This window comes from Pseudomonas sp. RT4P38 (genome assembly GCF_054897765.1).
Genome location: NZ_CM142703.1, coordinates 3,768,634 through 3,787,914, shown reverse-complemented (window position 1 = coordinate 3,787,914; position 19,281 = coordinate 3,768,634). Strand labels below are relative to the sequence as shown.

Below are 19,281 nucleotides of genomic sequence, written 5' to 3'. Positions count from 1 at the left end.
GTTCCGGCGTTAAGCGTCTGGGTGAAATTGCGAAGACCGATGTTAGAGGCCTTACTAAATATCGTCCAAGAATAAGAGGGAGCAATGATTTATTTGTTATATAGGATAAATCTAATGCTGTTTAACTTTCATGCTATCTGCGTATGATTGAAGGGTAAGTCGTGACCTCGCTCATCAATTACTGCAATAATTAGGCTTGATTAACCTGAATTATTGACGGAAATTTTAAGCCGCTTTTTTTTTGCACTTATTTCGAGCAATGTTCCACTTTTTTCGCTCAAATAATCAGCAATTAGGCAGCGTAACCAACGCTCGCCTGGATCGTTGTCCAGCGTGGCGCTCCATGACATGGATAGATCGAGGGTCGGGAGAGTCATCGGGACGGGGTCCGCGCGCAGGCCACCTTGTCGACTCATGGCCTTGGCCACGTAATCGGGTACGACGGCCAACATCTGCGTGTCCTCAAGCAGTGTTTTAAGCGCACTGTATTGCGGAACCGCCAGGATGATCTGGCGTTGCCGCCCCAGAGATCCCAACGCTCGGTCAATATAATCGGACGCTTCACCGTTGACCGAAACAGAGACATGTGGGCGATTACAGTACTCGTTGAGGTCCAGAAGACCCGCCATGGTGTTGGCACTTAAAACAGTCGGGCGGATGCTGCGCAGAAATTTTCGTTTGGCATTGGCAGGGAGTTCCCGGCAGTGGCACACGCCCAGTGACACCTCGCCTGTAGCCAGCTGGTTGGCCAGCAATGAATGGTCGGTACGGCGCACGACGAAACTGACTTGAGGCGCTTCCATACGCAGTTGGCGAAGCAGGCCTGGCAGCAAGGAATACTCCACATCATTGGAAAGTCCAATTCTGAAGACGTTGGTACTGGTCGTGGGATCAAATTCGCTAATGTTGCTCAGCGCAGCCGCCATGGTGTCCAGCGCAGGAGTCAACGTGAGTTGTATTTCAAATGCTCTGCTCGTGGGCTCCATGGTTCTACCCATCCGAATGAACAGCGGATCAATCGAAAAATTGACGCAACCGATTTAAGGAAGCACTGATTGCCGATTGACAGAGAAATAATTTCTCACCGGCACGGGTAAGATTTCGTTCGTGCATCAGCGTTTCGAAAACGATCAAAAGACCGAAGTCGATTTTGCGAAGATCGTTTCTATTCATCATCATCACCAAAAGGGTTGCGGCCCGTCATTGTGCTTCAGCGCGCAAAGAGCGATGTTCAAAGGACATCTGACTCATTGCCTATGAGCCTCTAAGCGGACGGTAACCAAATCAATTAAACAGCTTTGGAGGCCAGTATTTAATTGAAGTGCCGCCGTAGGTTTGATTTATCTAAGGTGTAAGTGGTAGAGGCTAATACTTGAGTGTGTGGGTGTTAATTAAGTAGATTAGACGAGGGCGTCGGAAAAGTGATAATTAATATTTTGCAGTTAAACAGTTGGGCTTTGCTGGACGCATCGCGGTTGTCCATTTACGATAAGGCCTGTCTCTCTATTTCTCAGGATTTGCTCAATACAGTCAATCATTTAACGCGGTGAGAACGACTTCCAGATTGAGCATCAGCGAAGCGGTGGCGCCGGATGTCCTGGTTAATCCAAACATCAGCGCAATGGGTCCAACAATGCCCCCGAAAACGACGGCGCCGATTAGCCAAGGCCATTCAGAGGGGACAATGCCCACATTTTTCCAGCCCTTATCACGCACAAACCGAGCAATTGTAAGGCCTAGACCACTACCCAGGTACAGAAGGCCCGCGAGTAATACAGGCGAGACGTTTGGGCCAAGCAGCTTCGCGAGCGGCGTGCTGGCACCGAATAATGCGGCAGCAGCTAGCGCATACAAGATACTTACGTTCATCGCTAACCCCACACCTAGATTCGTTGGGAACATCATACCGCGAGGAACACGGCCGCCTCGCGTGCCGTAACCTGAGATGCTGCTGGTGACGATTGCCGGCAGGGGCCTAGACAATTTTTTACCGCCATTGAAGAAACTTCTTATGATTCCGGAGGCATCCAGCTCTCGAAATGCTTAAGCGCGTCCAAGTCACCGATCAGCTCCTTAGCTTTTGCCAAGCGATTTAGGATCGCGTGTCGCTCCTCCGGCCCAAGGCGTCCGGCACCCAGCTCTATGTCATCGAAGAACGCACGGATACTGTTCACCTTCGTCCAAGTCTGAATCACCGCTGCAAGCTGATCTCGGCTGTCCTGAATCGCTTTCAGCCGACGCTTCTCGTCTTCCTTACGTCTCCATTCTTCCATCTGTAACTCATGCTGATGTCGTTCCTGTTCGCTCCGCACTCGCTCGATCTCAACCTTACCGGCGAGAATTGGAGCCTCGGTTTTCAGTGACTTCACGATGCTTGGAATTTTGCTGATCAAGTCGCCAGGCTTGTTCTCAGTCCATCGCTGAATCCACTCCACACCGTAGTACGGGGAGTACACCTGCAAGCAAAGTCTGCCCGTCGGCATATCAGCGCTCATCATCCATCCGTCTCGATAATCAGAACGCCGTTTGGTCACCGGCAGCTCTGTCACCCGGACGTATTTTTTGTCCGGCCGCTTAACGTGAACGTATTCGCTGATTTCATAAATGGACAGACCAAACACCACAGTGCCGACGTAGACGACCGTGGGACGTTGAGGTCGCCATAGGGCAGGGTGCACGTATCTATTTGATGCGACCTCTCGATGATCCACGGACTCACGGCCCATGTGGGTAGTTGGATCAGAAAGCGCTACCTCGAAGCTCTTTCCCATGAGCGCCAAGTACAGCATGTTTGCGAAGTCAACGGCATGATTTACGCCCGAGCGACTGACAATTATATCTGCCATAGAGCGCTTTGAAGGCCGGAGATAGCCCTCGTCGGTCTCTTGGGCTTTCTTAAAATGCTCTTCAATGTCCACCAGTAGCGGATGCTTAAGAGGAAGTGTTGTAAGGCGACTCGTCTGTTTACTGCGGGTTTTTGACGGGGCTTTGGGAAGCGACCGTGAAATTTGTTCTGGCGCGCCGTTCCGGCTCCAAGCGACAAGAGCGCCTGGCTGGACCTCCGGAAGCGGCGGACTGGCTTTACGCTTCCCCGCGGCCACCTGCGCCCAATACCCGACAGCGGGGCGGGGAATATTCAGATGGGTGAATACGCGGGCCAGGTAGCTTGAGGACACTCCATAACGTTCCGCGATCTTCGTCATCGGGGTCGACCAAGCTTGCTCGTAGAGTGACTCCCGGGTAACGGTATCCACGGATGAATCATCAATCACTGCTGGATTATTCGGAGTGTCTTCCATGCATGAGCGCTTATGAGGTGGCTGACGGAGTCTATGACCAGACAGCCTAGCTCATGAGTTGTGACGCTTGAGCTGGGAAGCACGAGCACAGCGCTGTCATCCCCTGGCGCAATTACGGCAAGGCCGGGACCAGGATTACCTACCACCTCGGTGATCATAGAGAATCGCTACCGCGCATCACTCACAGGGAAGTCGCGTCCTAAGCTAACGGTCTAGCGCAGGAGTGCAGCGTGCGATGCATGAGTCGCTAACGCCTGACTCTGCTCAGCTCGCTTTGCGCGTATCGTCGAGCCGGTCATCGATTCGTGCCACACGACGCGCCATGCGGGCTCGGCTGACCACGGAGGGGGAAGGCGTGAACGCATCCTCATTATCTACAGTCGAACGTGCGGTCGACGTATACGTGAACGCTGAAAAAATTACGTTCAAGCCAAAGACATTTTTCACAAGAGACTCCGGATAATCGACAAGTTGGAGCTACGGTAGTCCTGCGTCATCACCCTTGAAAAACTAAGAATGGACATATCAGTTATCAACCGATGCGATTCCAGCTAAGCGTTGGAAAAATGAACGGTTGTAGAACGACGGTGCGTAGCGTCGCTAAGTGGAGTATTCAGCCACCGCGGCCCAGAACGGTTGGAAGGATTCTAAAACAGCGTGCGTGTATTAAACGCCAGTCACACCTTATTCAACTTATTAGTACACCACATGTACCATTTACTTGGCGTGATCGGTGCCGATCCATCACCACGACTCCATTGGGACAAAGAACGAGAGACAGCGTTGTCGATTCCGAGTCATTCAAGCCCCACTATTTCAACTTAAGGTGTTTGACCGAGTGCGCGCGCTGCTCGTCGAGCGAATTGTAATAGGTATTTTGGGTGGTGCTCAGACTGTTGTGACGCAGGTCCGCCTGCAAATCCTTCATATCACGAAAGGGCGCATCAAAGGTTGCCGATGTGTGTCGCAGCCAATGCAACGAAGCAGAACGCAGGTTATCGATCTCATCATCACTGCGGCCTTCTGCGGTCATCTTTAGCAAGGCACGATCAAACACCTGCTGAAGCAATAAGCGCAGGTGTCGACCTGAAAGGCCGCCCCGGCCATTCAATGTGGTCAGCAGCGGGTAGGTCTCATGCGGTGAGGGCAGGGCACTTAGCCCCAAGTGTCTGCGATAGCGGGTCAAATAGGTGTGGACATACTCATCGCGCACGCTGATTTTGGCCGACTTGTTGCCTTTCCCAACCACATGAAACCACCAGTTGCCCATGGTGTCCCGCCGAAAATCACCCATGGTCGGTTCCCAGTTATCGCGACCAACCAGGTCAGAAACTCGTAAGTACATGGCAAACAATGTCGTGAGCACAAACAAGGTACGTTCATGGACCGGGTCTTCTTCCGCCATTTCTTCCGCGGTTTCGATCACATAATCCCACTGTAGGTGGGAGAGGGCGCGGCCGGACACCTCCTGGGTATGGCGTTGCTTGTAGACCGCCTTTTGTTTGACTGCGCGAAACGGGTTGGCTTCGGTGAGGCCTTCGTCCATGGCGTACTGATAGAAGCTGCCACAGACGGCAAACACTTGGGCCACTGACCCCTGGGCCATCTTGTAGCGGTTCTCTGTCGTGGCCGGCTCCAGAAGATGTTTCTCGCGTTTGGGCGCCGTCTGGCTGAAAGGACGCCACGCCGCATTGAGTTGGTAAGTGTCGGCGCTGCTTTTCTGCTTACCACCGACCCGGAGGAAGCGAGACTTGACCACAGGGCCAACCCAAGCCGCCGTCGGCCGCAAGCAGAATTCCATAAACCCCTCGGCGTCGCTGCGGCGTAATGCCAGCAATGGTTTCTGGGCCACCAGCAGTGACCAAAGCAGCAAACGTTCCACGTGCGTGCGGTAGGAATTGAAAGTCGCTTCATTGCCGGCATACGATTTGAGGAAACCACGCGCAGCGATATAGCCCTGGTGAGCCTCCAGTTCCTCGGGAAAGCTTGCCAAGTAATCCCGAACCAGAGGTAATTCTTCACTTATCTGGTGAAAGTTCAGCTCCAAAAAGCGTCGGTAGCTTTCAAACAGGGGTTGCGGTGACGAAGGCATGGGACGTCCTGCATGAAATGGGAACTTGCGGGAATGAAATATCCGGGTCTGGGAATTATCGGATATTGAGCGTGAGTTGGAGGCCTCAGGCTGAAACATGAACTCGATTGCGATAAAAGTTAACTACACTAAATAGCCGTTTAGTGTAATTAACCTTGGTGCCGTTTTCGCGCTCATCAGACGGATGGTAACGGCGAGTAGTTGGGAACTCAAGTCTTGCCACTTTCTGAAAAACTTAGAATTGATATTAATGCCAACCAATGAGCCTGCGGCGCATATATATTATCGACTTAACTATTGAGGGATATCCGGAAGTACTCCGCCTTTTTGCTGGAACCCATCCATTACAAGTTTTCTAATCGCTGCACCAATATCTGGGGATTTTCCGGTGAATCGTGACTTTTTTGCGTTTTTTCCGGTGAATCAAGAATTCATCGAAACCCCTCTAGAACGGGAGCATCTGAGGTATATAGGGTCAAGACGGGTAGCTTTTTTCCAATTACGTTGGGGATTTCCGTGTTTTTTCCGGTGGTTCATGAATGTGTGGGTAGCGCCCATAGATGTGCTCCCTGAGCTACATAATCCTCCGAATTGACGTATTTTTCCCTCTAGCAGCCCCCCAGGAGCATTTTGCTCATACCGCAAGAGCCAATTTCCGGTGAATCGTGACTTCTTTGGTTTAGCTGTGTTTTTTCCGGTGAATCGTGACTTTTCTCTTAAAGGATGCTGGTCTGGATCGCTCTAGAACGCTATTCCTAGCCACGAGCCAGTGATGAGCCAATCCATGTTTTACGCGTAGGGGGGTCATTTGCAATTTCTAGATAGGGGTTGAGGATTATGCCTTAACGTCATGATTTTTCTAGGATTCCGGTGAATCAAGAATTATTGTCCGGTGAATCGTGAGTCGCCACAATTGATCGCTTCAAAATCTGTGTGCAACCGGGCCAATCCTGAAACACCTTGTTACGTGTAATGTATATTATGTTAAACGCCAGGTCATGTCATAGATGTTCATGAGCCGCCTAACCCCTCGGTATTCATTAGAAATGAGAGCGATGTCATTAGACTTGCGATTCCGCGAAATTGAAACCTTTGGCCCCCAATCTGTCACCGGTAGCTGAAAACCAGACTTTGCTCTTAATGAGCATACTCGCAGAAAATCAATCACATACCACCTCGTCCTCATGCTGCTCCTTACGTTAAGCAGCCTCATGGGGATGTTTTGACGCACGTAAAGACCATACACCCCTTTAGACCGGAGACCGGATCAGGCTAGCTCTCAGCCGGTGCAGCATCCCTCGATACAGTCTAGGCTGATATCTCAGATACAGGTGACCGCTCGGCGATTGGCAGCTTGCTACTTTAAGAAGATCTTCCCGGCCAACCAAAGTCCGGAAGTTTCAGCTCCATCGCTTCGGTACCCACTTGTTGGCAACCAACTATGACCTGGTGACTACGGCCTCAACCGTTCCAGTGGCCGCTTCCGTCAGGCACATCATATTGCCCAGGACTGCAGCTTAATGGTTACTTCGCGCCCACCGTTTCCTTTGTATCCACCGCTGACCCTACTGAATGAGCATTTGCAGGTTAGGCGGCCTATCAATAATGACGTCCGCAGCCGGCTGGATGAGTTTCCATCGAGCTTAAAGCCTTACAGTACATGGCAAATGGGATTAGATTTTCTAGCGGAGCAACGGACAAAATCAGATTTCGGCGAAAGGCACTACAACAACCTTTGCCCAATCATTGAGTCGATGATGCACTGGAGCTGGTCGATCCGACACAAATGCTTGGAAGATTGGTGCAGTAACGATGCCGATGACTTCATGCATTTCATCATGCGCCCGCCAGCGTCTTGGGTATCGACTGCAGGGGGCTCACGTTACGCCCGAAATACCAGAATGGACTTTGCTGACAAGCGGATCTATGAAGGTTGGCGACCAATATTCAGGAAGTCCTCCTCTGGTTCGGATCCGGGCCTAAGCTCCTATCATCACCTTCAATGGTTTCTAGGACGCGGCAGAGAGTTCTTTGACTACCTAGCTTCGGCACCAGCCTGGCAACGTCCAGTAGTAAACGAAAATCCATTCCGTGACGTTCGGCCGAAAGACTTCGAGGTGCGCGAAAAAAAGGCCAGGACTTGCTTTACGCCTGAGCAGCTGCAGGATTTGCTGGATATTGCAGAGTCTTTAGCCCAGAAAGACGACAAGTGGGAGCCGCTTCTATTCATGATGGCTGTGGCAGTCCATTCGGAGATCCCCTTGCGTGCGCTAGGGTCTACACCCACGATCAAGGCGACCTTCTCCCATTTTTTCGACCCTACCTCTCGCAACGACGGTGATACCAGAGGCTTGCAACCCCGGGCGTTTGAAAGCCCTCATTACCCCGGCAAACGCTATTTTCTGGCATCTGCGTTTGGTGACTGTTTCAGGCGTTTTGCTCAATATAGGCATGAGAGAGACTCTGACGTGAACGCCAGAAGCTTCATGTTTCCCTTGGAGCATGGGGCTGATGCATATGGAAATGGCAGTTTAATCGGGCTGTTTGGCAAATTTACGGCTCAGATATTGAAAGAGCTTCGCTCAGGCCGCCTGGCGTGCAGCATGTACTGGAAGTGGTCGGACAAACTCGCTCCCGATGCGACGCTTGCTTTCCTTGAGCTGAGGAACTCTGCAAGAGCTGCCGGCATGATTCCGAAGGTAGATAAATCTGTAGAGGTCGAACCGACCAACAATGTTTGGCCTGATATTGGTATCCGTCAGGGTTTGCCAGGATCGCAGTGGTTTCATGAAAATTGAAGAAACTGAAGGTTAGGAAATGAGCGCCAGTAATTGAAGGATACGAATGGAAGGGAACAGAGGCGTAGCGGCCACTCACCTCCTCCCCCCCTTCACAACCGGTAGCCGCTTGGGATTATCGACTGTAGTGGTCAACTAATTCCGGACACCTCGATAGGTGGTTTTGATGCCATCACCCGTTCGTAAACGGTTGGTGGCAAATAGCCTAGTTTCGAGTGCAGCCGTTTGTTGTTGTAAAACCCAACGATGTACTCAGTAATGTCGCGGATTGCTTCGCCGTGGTTTGCGTAGTCACGTCGCCACACTCGCTCCATTTTCAAGCTGAGGAAGAAGCGTTCCATTACCGCGTTATCCCAACAGTTACCTTTGCGGCTCATGCTTTGCTGCATGTCATTTCGCGCCAGCAACGCTCGATAGCTCGCGCTGGCGTATTGGCTGCCACGGTCTGAGTGAGCGATCAGGCCCGGTGGCGGTTGACGTTGCGCGATGGCCAACTGCATTGCGCTACACACCAACTCCGCCGGCATGTTCGGGGCCATGGACCAGCCGACGATTTTACGGGAGTACAAGTCCAACACCACCGCCAGGTATAACCAGCCGCTGCGGGTCCGGATGTAGGTAATGTCAGCCACCCAAGCCTTGTTCGGCGCCACGGGGTCAAACTGACGGTTGAGCACATTTTCGGCAATGGGCAGGTCATGGTTGCTGTCGGTGGTATGGACAAACTTGCGCTTCCAGGCCGAGCGCAGACCGTTGGCACGCATCAATCGGCGGATTTTATAAAGACCCACCACCATGCCCTTGCCACGCAACGCATTGCGTAACGGGCGGCTGCCGAAGCAGCCTCCACTTTCCTCAAACGAAGCCCTGAGCTGAACCGTAACCGGACAAATAGATGCCGGCGCAGCAACACGCTTGCGAGCCTCATAGAAACCGGATCGACTGACGTTGAGTACACGACAGACATGCGCTACGGAGTAAGCCTTCTGTTGCAACTGTTTGACCAGCCGATAAGTCACTTCAGCTCGCGGGCAAAGAAGGCTGTAGCCTTTTTTAAGATGTCATTGTCCATCTTGAGCTGGCGGTTTTCCTGCTCCAGCTGGCGAATACGTTGTTGCTCGGCGGTCAATGGCTTACCGATGCCGGTCTCTCCCAGTATCTCCGCATCGTACTGACGCACCCATCGGCGCACAGCCGTCTCACCAAGATTGAGATCCAGGCAGACCTGCGGAACGGTCACGCCTTGGTCCTTGATCATCTTCACGACTTGTAGCTTGAAGCTCTCGTCGAATGTTCTGCGTTTGTCGGTCATGAAAAACTCCTCGGTAGATGTATTTTCCACCTATCGGGGTGTCTGGGGAAATTAGACCACTGCATACCTCATCGAAGCAGAAGTAACCGGCCTTGGCTGCGCCGCTGAGCGATTTCACCACACTCTTGTAGGTGGCCGTGTGTGGCGCAAAACCAATATCTTCATCGCCGAGTGGTTGGTCGAAATCGGCAGACCGGATCCGCAAGCTGTGAAGACTTTTGAATTTTTTCTCGAAGGCGGCTTGTGCACCTAAGTGCTCGCGGTACGTCAGCTCTCTTCGGCGTGCTTTATGTGTGGCCTCATCGTCAATGGCCTGCAACGCGATCCCTTTCGAGCGTAACCATGGAGAGGTCAGGAATCGGCCGGTGAAACCATGGATGGTGTCGATGTAGTGAGGAAAACGCAGCAGCCGTTGCCCCACCTCGGTGCCGCCTAACCGTTTCTCGATCTCTTCTCGAGCCGCGTTGGTATGCGATAGCACGCAGATTCCTTGCATACGGCTCTTCCAATGGCGTGCCAGAATCGCCAGCTTTGCCACTACCAAGGTCGTTTTGCCGCTGCCGGGACAGGCCGCAACATCAACGGTATCCATCGACTTCAGAAAATCTCGACGAGGCTCGTCTAGCGCCTCAAGCCCCATCAGCTCCATGACCCAGTCCACATCGGCGTCAGTGATGGGGGCAACCAGTTGGCTGAGCGTCATTTGGCGACCTCCTCCACCGGGTCAGCCGATCCTGGATTCGGTGCGGCGGGCACGATCACGGTGTGAGCCGAACTGGAGGACGTGGCCAGTGCTGAACCCCGCGTCGCATATTCGATCGCGTGGACAACGTAGGTGGGCAGCAGCCCGCGCAGCGTTATGGCATCCAGAGTGCGGTCTTCGAAACGTTGGTCAATCAGGTCGATCAGGTGCTGTGCTGCGATCGCTTTGGAGGCCCTTTTGAACAGCTTGTAGATCGCGGAGCACCGAGCTTCCTCGGTGGCATGGGTGGACTGGATTTTAGCGAAGGCCGTGTCTGCTTTTTTCAGCAGGCTGTCTATGGTTTCCTTGTCTTCATCGATCTTGTCCTCATTGATGGCCAGGTATCCGGCATGATGGACTTCTTTCGAGAGACCTTTGAACGCCAGGTCGTATTCGAGCGTCCAGTGGTCGGCAACGAATGTGCGCACACATTGCCCATCACTCTTGGTTCGTTTGTCGCGATGCTCCTTGAGACCTTTTTCAAGGTCGGCCGGTGTGCTACCAAAGTCTTTCATGGCGCGCCAGCGCCGGTCAGCTTTGTCTGGCCAGACCGATCCCTTCACCCCCTTCAGACTCGTAATCTCGGGCGCGCAGTCCGGCATCACGTCCATGTCGGTGATGCATGCCGTAGGCACGGTGATCTCGCCTTTTGAAGGATCTTTGCGTTGCAAGATTTTTGAGTAGCGCCGCAGCCCTACACCGCCCACATTGATGATCGATACGCCGTGCTTGGTGAGATCCTTACCCAAGCGTCGAGCAAGCGAAGGCAGCAAGATTGCTTCCGCATCGCCCTCCACGACAAGTAAGCCCTTTGCGAAGAACAGCCCTGTCTTGGTGACGTCCAGGAAGCGGCTGAGGAAGCGATAATCATCAGGCGCCAGACAGGTCTGACTCTGTGCGAGCGAGAAGGCCTGTTGCCGCTGCATCAGCACCAGGTTCTGCAACGGTATCTTCGAGCTTAGGTTGGGACTATGGGTGGTGAGGATGACCTGAACCGGCCTCAAGCCTGCGGAAGGCCTCGCCGCTGCTTCGAGAAACTCCATCAATTGGAGCTGACGTTGCGGATGCAAGTGGGCTTCTGGCTCTTCGATAAGGAGTAGCGGGAGTCCGTCGGGCTCCTTACCGAGCAGTAGTAATTCGCAGGCCATGAACAACACGTTGTTTGATCCCAACCCGTAGATGCCTCGCGCCTCTCCAGTGGCATGATCCAGCAGCCCCAGCTCCAATCGCTCCAGGATCTGCTTGAGCTTGGCTGGATCAGTTCCGGCTTCCCCAAAGCCGATGCTACTCGTGAGGGGCTGGCCAGCGAGCGATAGTGGGCGAAGGTAAGTTTCGTTGATCTCCTTCTGAGCGGAGACGATGGCACCGTGACGGTTTACAAGGTGGCGCAGGAGATCGCCCATGCCGGCAATGCTGAGCGCCTCTGCGTCAGGGAGGTCGGCCGGCAGTGCAGAGGGATCGAACGAGTTGCCCGCATCAATATTAGGGAAACTGCTTAATACCTGGGACAGCCTGGAATTGCGGCCAGGGGACATTTCCCGCTCAGCGTCCCGCAGTGGTTTCAGGTATGCAGTGGCTAACAGTTGCCGTACACCCACATCCAGAGCCGGGCCTTCTCCGTTCTCACCCGATCGAACCGAGATATCGACCCATTTGCGGGTTGAGGCCGATGCAACGACGCGGCGAGCCGACCAGTGAACGTACAGTCGCCCCACGCCACCGGTGTAAGTCACATACTCAGCGAAAGCGCCGAGTTCTGCCACGCTTAGACCTTCCAGGGTGCATCTGAGGGTGATGGTCTCCGACTGAGTGCCATCGCTGGCAATGTGGAAGTCCTCGATTTGCAATCGAAGGTACTCAGCATCCCGGGTCTGCAAAACGTACCGGATCGCATCGATGACGGCAGTTTTACCCGCATCGTTTTCACCTACGAGAGCGGTCACGCCTTCGTTGAATTGGATGTTCAACGCATGATTGTCATGGCCGAATTGGCGGAAATTTTTGATTTTCAAAGCCGAAAGGTACACAGCGCTGCCCCATCCTGATTCCGTGGCAGGGAGAGGGTTTGCCCAGTGCCAGCCTGGCTAAAACCATTCCTCCCTGAATGTGGTAGCTATATGCCACGAAAGCCTGTCGAAGGCTACTCGATTCGGCCGCGTGAATCCTGCTAGCCCAAGGAGATGCAGTGTCCTGGCGTCGGGCGAACATACAGCAACATGCTTCCTCGCTCTGGAGACGGCGGTATGGTAATCGATCGCCATCATCACCCTTGCGTCGCCATTTATCGGAACCTACCCTCCCGATATGAAACCGAAACGGGGCAGCGATCCAGGCATCATGGGCTTTGCGCTAGGTCGCTGGGGCCAGCCCACAAAATGCGGCCCGACCGGTTGTCTTGCGGTTACCGATATATTGGGCCAGCCTGCTTGATCAGGTAGTAAGAAGTGCGAGCACGATGCTCCGCAAGGACGCATGCTTCCAATTCAAGGGGGGCTTATGGACTCAGTGGACAGCAACGCCCAACGCTTGCTTATCTTGATCGTGAAGGCTGCGCAGCTCGATGCCCATCAGCACGCCGAGCGGCACGACCTTCTGCGCCAGGCCAGCGCATTGCTCTGGTGGCTGGAGCCTGGATCCCCTCCCCGCACAATCGCCAACCTGCTCTCCTGTCTAAGCCTGCCACTTGAGCAATGGCTTGATAGCCGTTTCAGGCAAGGGTACCAAGGCGTGTTGAAGTTTGCCGACGAGCCCACCATGCTGTGCAACGCGATCGCGCTGGAGAATAATCCTCGCGTGGGCTGGGAGCGTGTTCAGCAGATCGTGAAGAACGTTCGCGACCTCTGCAAAATTCGACCCCGTGGGGGTGATGAGTACCGGCTGTTCCGGATGTTTCTGATCGACCATGGTGTCGTTGATGCTGACCGAAGCCTCGACTTTCTGATCCCGCTGCAAGTCAGCTTCAACTCGCTGTACGAGCCGATCCCTGAGCATCTGATCCGTTTGGGTCAGGTCTACCTGTGCCCGGGCTGTGGATGGCCAATGGAAATTTGCCGCCACGCTGTGTCCTGTGGCGCGCACTGGTGTGAACAAACGGTCGGAATTTTCCAGTGGATGGATGACGAACTGGTGAGCGTCAGAAACGCGAAGGTAATCCAACCACACCCCGCCAAGAACAAGTATCGGCTCACCCCACCTCTGTGGACATTTACCTTGATTCCGGGGCTGCTGGAGCTGCGCCTGCTTGATGGCATCAGTCGACTGGGGGTATCTGCCGAATTGTGGCCAGACGTTGATCAGGATGACCTGCGTTTCACCCTCGATGATCAGACCTACTCGCTGGATGCCAAGGTATGGCACTCCACCAGGAACCTTGGGCTACATCTGGCCAGTACTCCGTTTACGGAGACGGTCATCGTCATCCCTGACTACCAGGCGCAATTCCTGGACACACTGAATGAGCAGTGCTGGCCCAAGCAGATCATGTCTGAGTCCCAGTGCCTGCGTTGGGTGAAAAAACTATGCCAACGCTAACTGAAAATGCCACCGCCCTTGCGCTAGGGTTGGCCATCAAACATATCAGCAAGGAGCCAACTCTTGCTGACGCCGAAGTCTTCCTGGTGGGGCGCCCCCATCTCTGGAGCGGCTGGGAAAGTGCTTCTGAGGTGGTGCGCGACCAGATCATCACGCTCATCAAGTACCGCCCTGTCGACCTGAACCAGACTGGGCGATTTCTTGAGGAGGCCGGGCGAATAATTTTCGGTGGTGGTGCGCCTTTTCGAGTAGCGGCGGCTGATATCTTGAGTGACCAGCAAGCCCCTCCGCGCCTCAAGGAGACTGATGTCTACTATTTCCAAGTGGGCTTTGATCTCGACGGTCTGATCGAGGAGAAACTCTACGCCATCAAAACTGAGCCCACTGCCCCGACATGCACCAAATGGCCCACTGAAGGACAGATTCTCCTTCGGGAGACACAATCTGATGGCTACCGCACTTTCGTGATCTCCGAGGCGCAGCGTTCCCGGTTGGTGTTGGATGATGCCCGTCTACCCTTGGTGGAGGCCTCGGATGTCACGACGTTCTCCTGGGAGAAGGCTTCGCTATACGAGATAGCCAGTGCGCTGGATAAAGCTGGATGTGACCCCGCAAACCATCTGCACCAAAGCTATCGAAGCTCCTTGCATTCAATCGTACGCAACGACGGTTGCGTAGAAGCCCATGCAGGGAAGTTCTTTCGGGTCAATGCGCCGACGGGGTCGGGGAAAACTGTTGTGATGCAGTTGATGGGCATTCACACCGCCTTGCAGCGGCATCGCGTGGTGATCGCGGTGCCCAACCTGACTGACGTACGCAACATGGTTGAAGCCTTGAAGCGCTCGGTACGTATCGTGGCCCCTCATCTGAAGATCGCTCCGCTGCACTCCCAGCGCCGGATCGCCAAAGCGGGTGATTATTACTTTGCCCGCGCAAGGGAGGATCATCCTTACGACTATCGATGCCTGCTCGATGCCTGTACCACTGACGGGAGCGTGAGCCCGCGCGATGAGGAGCCTTGCTTCAACCTGCAGCTTCCAGGCGAGCGCCGGGGGCGGGAGACGTTCAAGCGCATTCGTAGCTGTCCGTTTTTGAATCAGTGTGGTAAGCGCACCATGCTCGAACAAGCTTTGGCGGCCGACATAGTTGTGGTCAACCACCATGCCCTGATTTCCGGAACCACACGCATCGCTATAGAAGGTGGCGGCGGAGAGTCGAGAAGCCTGCTCGAGCTGCTGCTCCGTTCGGCCTCGCTCTTCATGGTCGACGAGATCGATGGGCTGCTGCTGAGTGCGATCGATACTAGCGTCTTCGAGCTCCCTTTGAGTAATCACATCGAGCACAGCAGCCTTGCTGAGCTGCATATGGAAATCTTTGGGCGGGACAGCATTCCAGACGTCGACGCCTCTACCCTGTACCGTGCTCAACGGGCCTGCAACGCAGTGATTCTCCATACCACACGGCTGCTCCAGTTGGCCCTGAAGCATCTTACATGGCCTGACCGCGAGACGGTGTGGGAGCGTGCGGAAGATCAGATGATTGCCGATTACCTGGGCGTCGATCCATTGGTGCTAGACGGCGTCTGCGGATATGGTGAGCAGGCCATCCCTCCCCAACTGGCGCCGCTGCGAGAGCTCTTGCAAGCCTTCTCACACAACGACCCACTGCCGAGCCCGACTGAGGTAGTCGTCAGCATCGGCGCGCTGCTAGGCACCCTGGCGAAGCGGAAAAACCTGGGGCAGCGGCTGAACGACAAGAAGCTCGAAAAGCTCAGGTCGTCATTGGTCATCAGGACGAGTTTGCACTTTATTGAGAGCAGCCTTCGCACCCTCTATGCAGACGTCCCCGTGTTGGCGCGCGCAAAGGTAGCCGCAGCACTGAGGGTGCAGCAGGATCTTTCAGGTTCAGCGCCCTTCAGCCCTACGCCGCTTGGCCCGCTTCAGCGCGTCGTTTACGGCTTCAAACGCAAGCAGGAGGGACGGGACACGTGGTCGCTCCAGGTAGTGGCGATGTCGGGCGACCCTCACCGGACGCTCCAATACCTGCCCAACCTGACATCGAAAATCCACGCCGGCGTGAATCGCACCTTCATCGGCTTCAGTGCTACGGCATTTTTCCCTGGCGCCAGCTGCTTCGACTTGAACGCCAGGACGCTGATCGACGTACCGGATGCCAAGGGGAACATTCGTTTCGAAAACGTCAATGTCTCAGTGCATGTATCGGGGACATCGCTTGATTCTCGACTCATTCATGTCCGGGATCTGGCCTATGAGCTGTGGCCATGGCTTACCAGCCGCTTGGCAGCACTGGAACAAGATGACAGCACGTGCCATCGAGCACGTTTGTTGCTGGTCACGGGGAGTGATGCCGAGGCAGAGCAACTCGCCTCGACGCTCTACGAGATTTCAGCGGGCCAGCGCAAGGTCGCATGGATTCGGGGAGGCAAGAAAGCGGATCGACAGGAACGGTTGCCCCTGGCGAACAAGCTCACCTACGACGATCTAGTGGAGTTCGCTGACGGCCCCAATGCTGATGTGCAATTGATGGTCAGTTCCATCTACCCAATGGCGCGTGGTCACAACATAGTGACCAAGGACGGAAAGTCGGCCTTGGGTGGAGTAGTTGTTTGTGTGCGACCGTTGCCCTCTTCCGATCAGCCAGGCAACAACCTTGCACACCTTTGCTACAGCGTTGGCGAAAGCGTGGAAGCGTCCCCATGCCCGGGGCTGGCCCTATTGAAGGAGCGTGCCATGGCGAACCGAATACTCAATGGCATCCGGCTGGCTCCCCCCTACTTTTACAGCCAGCCCAAAGCCATACGGTTCTTCACCATCATGAACGTGCTGGTGACACTCACCCAGCTTGTCGGGCGTGCCAGGCGCGGCGGCACGCCCGTCACCTGTTATCTAGCTGACGCGGCCTTCTTCGACAGCCGCTACACTTGGGCGATGCTTTTGGATCGGACGATCGAGAAGCTCAAGCAGGATGGCCACTGGAGCGAGTTTTCAACGCACCATGCGGGCCTGGTGGAAGCCATGACGCTTTACATCGAAGCAGCAGGCCCGCAAGCCACTGCAGGCACTCAAGAGACAGAGGGGCTACCTGATGACGATTTCCCTGAGGACTAACCTGTTCCGATTCGACCCGGACGAGCTTCCTCCCGTCATGCAGTACCACGCTTCACGGGACTTCGTGAATGGATGGCAACTGCTCACCAATCATTTCGGTAAGCCCTATCTGCCCACTGAGTCACTTGAAGAGATCCTCAGTTACCTGTCAGGCGGCCCGGTCTGGGTGAACGCGCAACTGCTCAAGAGCAAGGAAGCGCCAGCCATCGCGTCACTCAAGCCCATCGACCCAGGCAAACTGAACCGGGCAATCAACGTATGGGCTCAGCACATCCTGCGAAAAACAGCGCCAAGCCAACAGGACTTCATTGATCTGCTCGTGCCAGAGCGCCCAGTTCCTATCCACGCGTCTGATGTCATGCTCGACCCACGACAGTTAACGGTGGCTTACAAGGTCGTCCCGTGGATGCTCGCGCAGCAATTATCGAGCAAACCGATGGAGTCTTCCGTCCCGTTAAACCTCTCTGTCTGCAGCGATGGCTCCTTGCTTGCCTGGGACAACCCGCTGTTCTACGAACGTGGCGATCGCCGCGCAGTGGCCATGCACTCCGTTTCAACGAATTTGTTGTTGCTGCACAAGGTGCCCAGTCAGTACGCGTCCGTCACGGTTCACCTGAGCCATATCCTGCCCGAGTGGCGCCACACTACACACTCGACCTGGATCAAAACCGCTCGCGGAATTTCAAAGTTCCAGATCCGCACATTGCGAACAGATGGTGGTCACTTTCAGACCGTCTACACCAGTCCTGCCGCCGAACTCATCCAACACATGGGCGAAGGAAGCTTGCCGGCGCTGGGAGGCGATGAGATTTCTATGGCCGGGGCCCTCCGGCCGATTCATGCCCACACGCCGATTGCCTCGCCCATTGGCAGTGGTGTCGGGACGGTCATCCTCGATCAGGCAAGCTTTCACGTCCAGAAGACCCTGACCTCAGCCAAGCCCATGCTGACCCGCTATGTGGGCCGGCTCATCGCCCAGCGAGACAAACCGTCAGACGAGCCAGTGCGGCCAATCCGGATCGCAGTGGTGACCGCGCACACGGACATCATGATGCGCATCAACACGGCCTACGAGAACCTGGAGTTTCTTTCTCCCGTGTTCAAGGAAAAGCCCAAGCCTAAAGTCCTACTCCAGCAGATCCAGTGCAAGGATTCGCAGCGGGTACTGACTTCCAAGACAACCTCGACGGACATTCAGAACTGGTTTACCCATGAATTGCTGCCACGGCTGACTAGCCTGGCACCGGACGCCGCGATTATCGAGACAACCCCCGAGGTGGCCACGAAGGACGAAAACGACCCGAAGCATGTGTTGCGGGCACTCTGCGCCCAACATGGTATCTCCACGCAGTTCATCTTCCACCTGCCGCCTCAAGGCGAAGGAGCCACGTCATCGAAGGGCATTGCTCCAGGACTGAAGGGCCGGCTACGGAAAGCCAAGACTGAGCGGTCTGATCCGCCTGAGGATTACCCTGCCATCAACAGTCTCATCGATGCGATCCGTGGTACCGGCTATGTACCGCTACCCCTGGAGCGTACCGCAGGCATCCCGACCGATACGACCGTCGTTTCGATTTATGTCGATTACCTCCACAAGCCCAACGCTTACCTGCCCGTGATCACGCGCTCCTTGGTCAATACGCGGTATCTACAGGTCTACGTTGATGGTGCCGGTGGTCAACCAGGTCAGTGGAAAAGCTACAGCGAAGGACTCTGTGCCATCCATGCAAGCCCGAAGTTGCTGGATCAGGACGCTGCCAAACTGCTGATCAGGCAAGCACTCCTCGCGCCTACTGTCGTGGCCGACAGTCCATTGATTGTGTACATCAACGCCGGTGCGAAGCGCCTGTACCCAGGCATGAATGATGGCGCAGGCCATGGATTGCCTCCCGTTCCGAAAAACGCTTGGTTGATACGCACGCGGTCTGATTACCAAACGGCTCAAATGACCGGTGTGCACTCACTTTCGCCTCTGGCGCCGATGTACATAGGGAATCGAATCGGTGTGCACCAAGCTGAGCACCAGGAGCTGGTGTACTACTTCACGTCCTACTCCAAGACCTTCAATAAGGTGCGCTCTCACCGCTACCACACCCGCTACGACATCACCCAGTCGCAGCTCAAGGATTCGTGGCAGCAGCTGGGAGTGACGGAGTTTGTGATGATCCAGGAAGGGAGTTTTGCGAACAAAGATCAGCTGGCGCTGCAGGCCGGATACTGGTGCAAAAATGCTCCATTGTGGGATGGTTTTCTTCGGCTTCCCTCCCCGCTTCACGCGGCCCGGCAAATTGCAGAGGATCATCCGGTTGCCGAAAAGCTGAGGAAGGGTCGGTTCTGATTGAGTCTATGGGTTGGCACGGCCTGCTGCTCGCCTGATCT

8 protein-coding genes and 3 pseudogenes are annotated in these 19,281 nt (G+C 54.8%); 4 read left to right on the top strand and 7 right to left on the bottom strand.

Annotation, left to right across the window (positions count from 1 at the left end; translation table 11 throughout):
- Window positions 1–200: 200 nt before the first annotated feature.
- The 4 genes and pseudogenes from ACYZT7_RS17460 to ACYZT7_RS17445 form a co-directional block, all read right to left on the bottom strand.
- Window positions 201–1,173: pseudogene (locus ACYZT7_RS17460) on the bottom strand (LysR substrate-binding domain-containing protein).
- Window positions 1,174–1,539: 366 nt separating this feature from the next.
- Window positions 1,540–1,869, bottom strand: a pseudogene (locus tag ACYZT7_RS17455) (EamA family transporter); the annotation flags it as partial.
- A gap of 140 nt (window positions 1,870–2,009) precedes the next feature.
- Entirely contained in the window at window positions 2,010–3,299 is a 1,290-nt protein-coding gene (locus ACYZT7_RS17450) for a hypothetical protein (RefSeq protein ID WP_462037542.1), read from the bottom strand.
- An 811-nt stretch (window positions 3,300–4,110) separates the two neighbouring features.
- Complete coding sequence (locus tag ACYZT7_RS17445; RefSeq protein ID WP_462037541.1) at window positions 4,111–5,391, bottom strand: tyrosine-type recombinase/integrase; 1,281 nt, start codon at window positions 5,389–5,391, stop codon at window positions 4,111–4,113.
- 1,520 nt (window positions 5,392–6,911) lie between these two features.
- On the opposite strand from ACYZT7_RS17445, the gene ACYZT7_RS17440 reads away from it, so the two are divergent.
- Window positions 6,912–8,189, top strand: a complete 1,278-nt coding sequence (locus ACYZT7_RS17440) for a hypothetical protein (protein WP_462037540.1) — start codon at window positions 6,912–6,914, stop codon at window positions 8,187–8,189.
- Window positions 8,190–8,320: 131 nt separating this feature from the next.
- Here ACYZT7_RS17440 and ACYZT7_RS17435 read toward each other — a convergent pair.
- The 3 genes and pseudogenes from ACYZT7_RS17435 to ACYZT7_RS17425 form a co-directional block, all read right to left on the bottom strand.
- Window positions 8,321–9,501, bottom strand: a protein-coding gene (locus ACYZT7_RS17435) for an IS3 family transposase (protein ID WP_462037539.1) whose coding sequence is annotated in 2 segments (ribosomal slippage) — window positions 8,321–9,237 and window positions 9,237–9,501 — 1,182 coding nt in all. Because the reading frame shifts where the segments join, the coding sequence is not laid out codon by codon here.
- 64 nt (window positions 9,502–9,565) lie between these two features.
- A pseudogene (locus tag ACYZT7_RS17430) lies at window positions 9,566–10,204 on the bottom strand (UvrD-helicase domain-containing protein); the annotation flags it as partial.
- Window positions 10,201–12,270, bottom strand: a complete 2,070-nt coding sequence (locus ACYZT7_RS17425) for an ATP-dependent nuclease (RefSeq protein ID WP_462037538.1) — start codon at window positions 12,268–12,270, stop codon at window positions 10,201–10,203. The pseudogene ACYZT7_RS17430 and the gene ACYZT7_RS17425, both read right to left, overlap by 4 nt.
- Window positions 12,271–12,739: 469 nt before the next feature.
- Between ACYZT7_RS17425 and ACYZT7_RS17420 the strand changes: the two genes are divergently transcribed.
- Genes ACYZT7_RS17420 through ACYZT7_RS17410 form a run of 3 tightly spaced genes read left to right on the top strand, consistent with a single transcriptional unit; the run spans window position 12,740 to window position 19,240 of the window.
- On the top strand, window positions 12,740–13,774 hold the full coding sequence (locus tag ACYZT7_RS17420) for a restriction endonuclease-related protein (RefSeq protein WP_462037537.1): 1,035 nt from the start codon (window positions 12,740–12,742) through the stop codon (window positions 13,772–13,774).
- On the top strand, window positions 13,762–16,902 hold the full coding sequence (locus tag ACYZT7_RS17415) for a hypothetical protein (protein ID WP_462037536.1): 3,141 nt from the start codon (window positions 13,762–13,764) through the stop codon (window positions 16,900–16,902). Before ACYZT7_RS17420 ends, ACYZT7_RS17415 begins: the two co-directional genes overlap by 13 nt.
- Window positions 16,880–19,240 carry an RNaseH domain-containing protein gene (locus tag ACYZT7_RS17410; protein ID WP_462037535.1) on the top strand — a complete coding sequence of 787 codons (2,361 nt, stop codon included), beginning with the start codon at window positions 16,880–16,882 and terminating at the stop codon, window positions 19,238–19,240. Before ACYZT7_RS17415 ends, ACYZT7_RS17410 begins: the two co-directional genes overlap by 23 nt.
- Window positions 19,241–19,281: the final 41 nt, after the last annotated feature.

Excerpts from the sequence above, each read along its gene's own strand:
- ACYZT7_RS17440 (WP_462037540.1), top strand. The coding sequence starts at position 6,912 with ATGGTTACTTCGCGCCCACCGTTTCCTTTGTATCCACCGCTGACCCTA.
- ACYZT7_RS17420 (WP_462037537.1), top strand. The coding sequence starts at position 12,740 with ATGGACTCAGTGGACAGCAACGCCCAACGCTTGCTTATCTTGATCGTG.
- ACYZT7_RS17415 (WP_462037536.1), top strand. The coding sequence starts at position 13,762 with ATGCCAACGCTAACTGAAAATGCCACCGCCCTTGCGCTAGGGTTGGCC.
- ACYZT7_RS17450 (WP_462037542.1), bottom strand. The coding sequence starts at position 3,299 with ATGGAAGACACTCCGAATAATCCAGCAGTGATTGATGATTCATCCGTG.
- ACYZT7_RS17410 (WP_462037535.1), top strand. The coding sequence starts at position 16,880 with ATGACGATTTCCCTGAGGACTAACCTGTTCCGATTCGACCCGGACGAG.
- ACYZT7_RS17445 (WP_462037541.1), bottom strand. The coding sequence starts at position 5,391 with ATGCCTTCGTCACCGCAACCCCTGTTTGAAAGCTACCGACGCTTTTTG.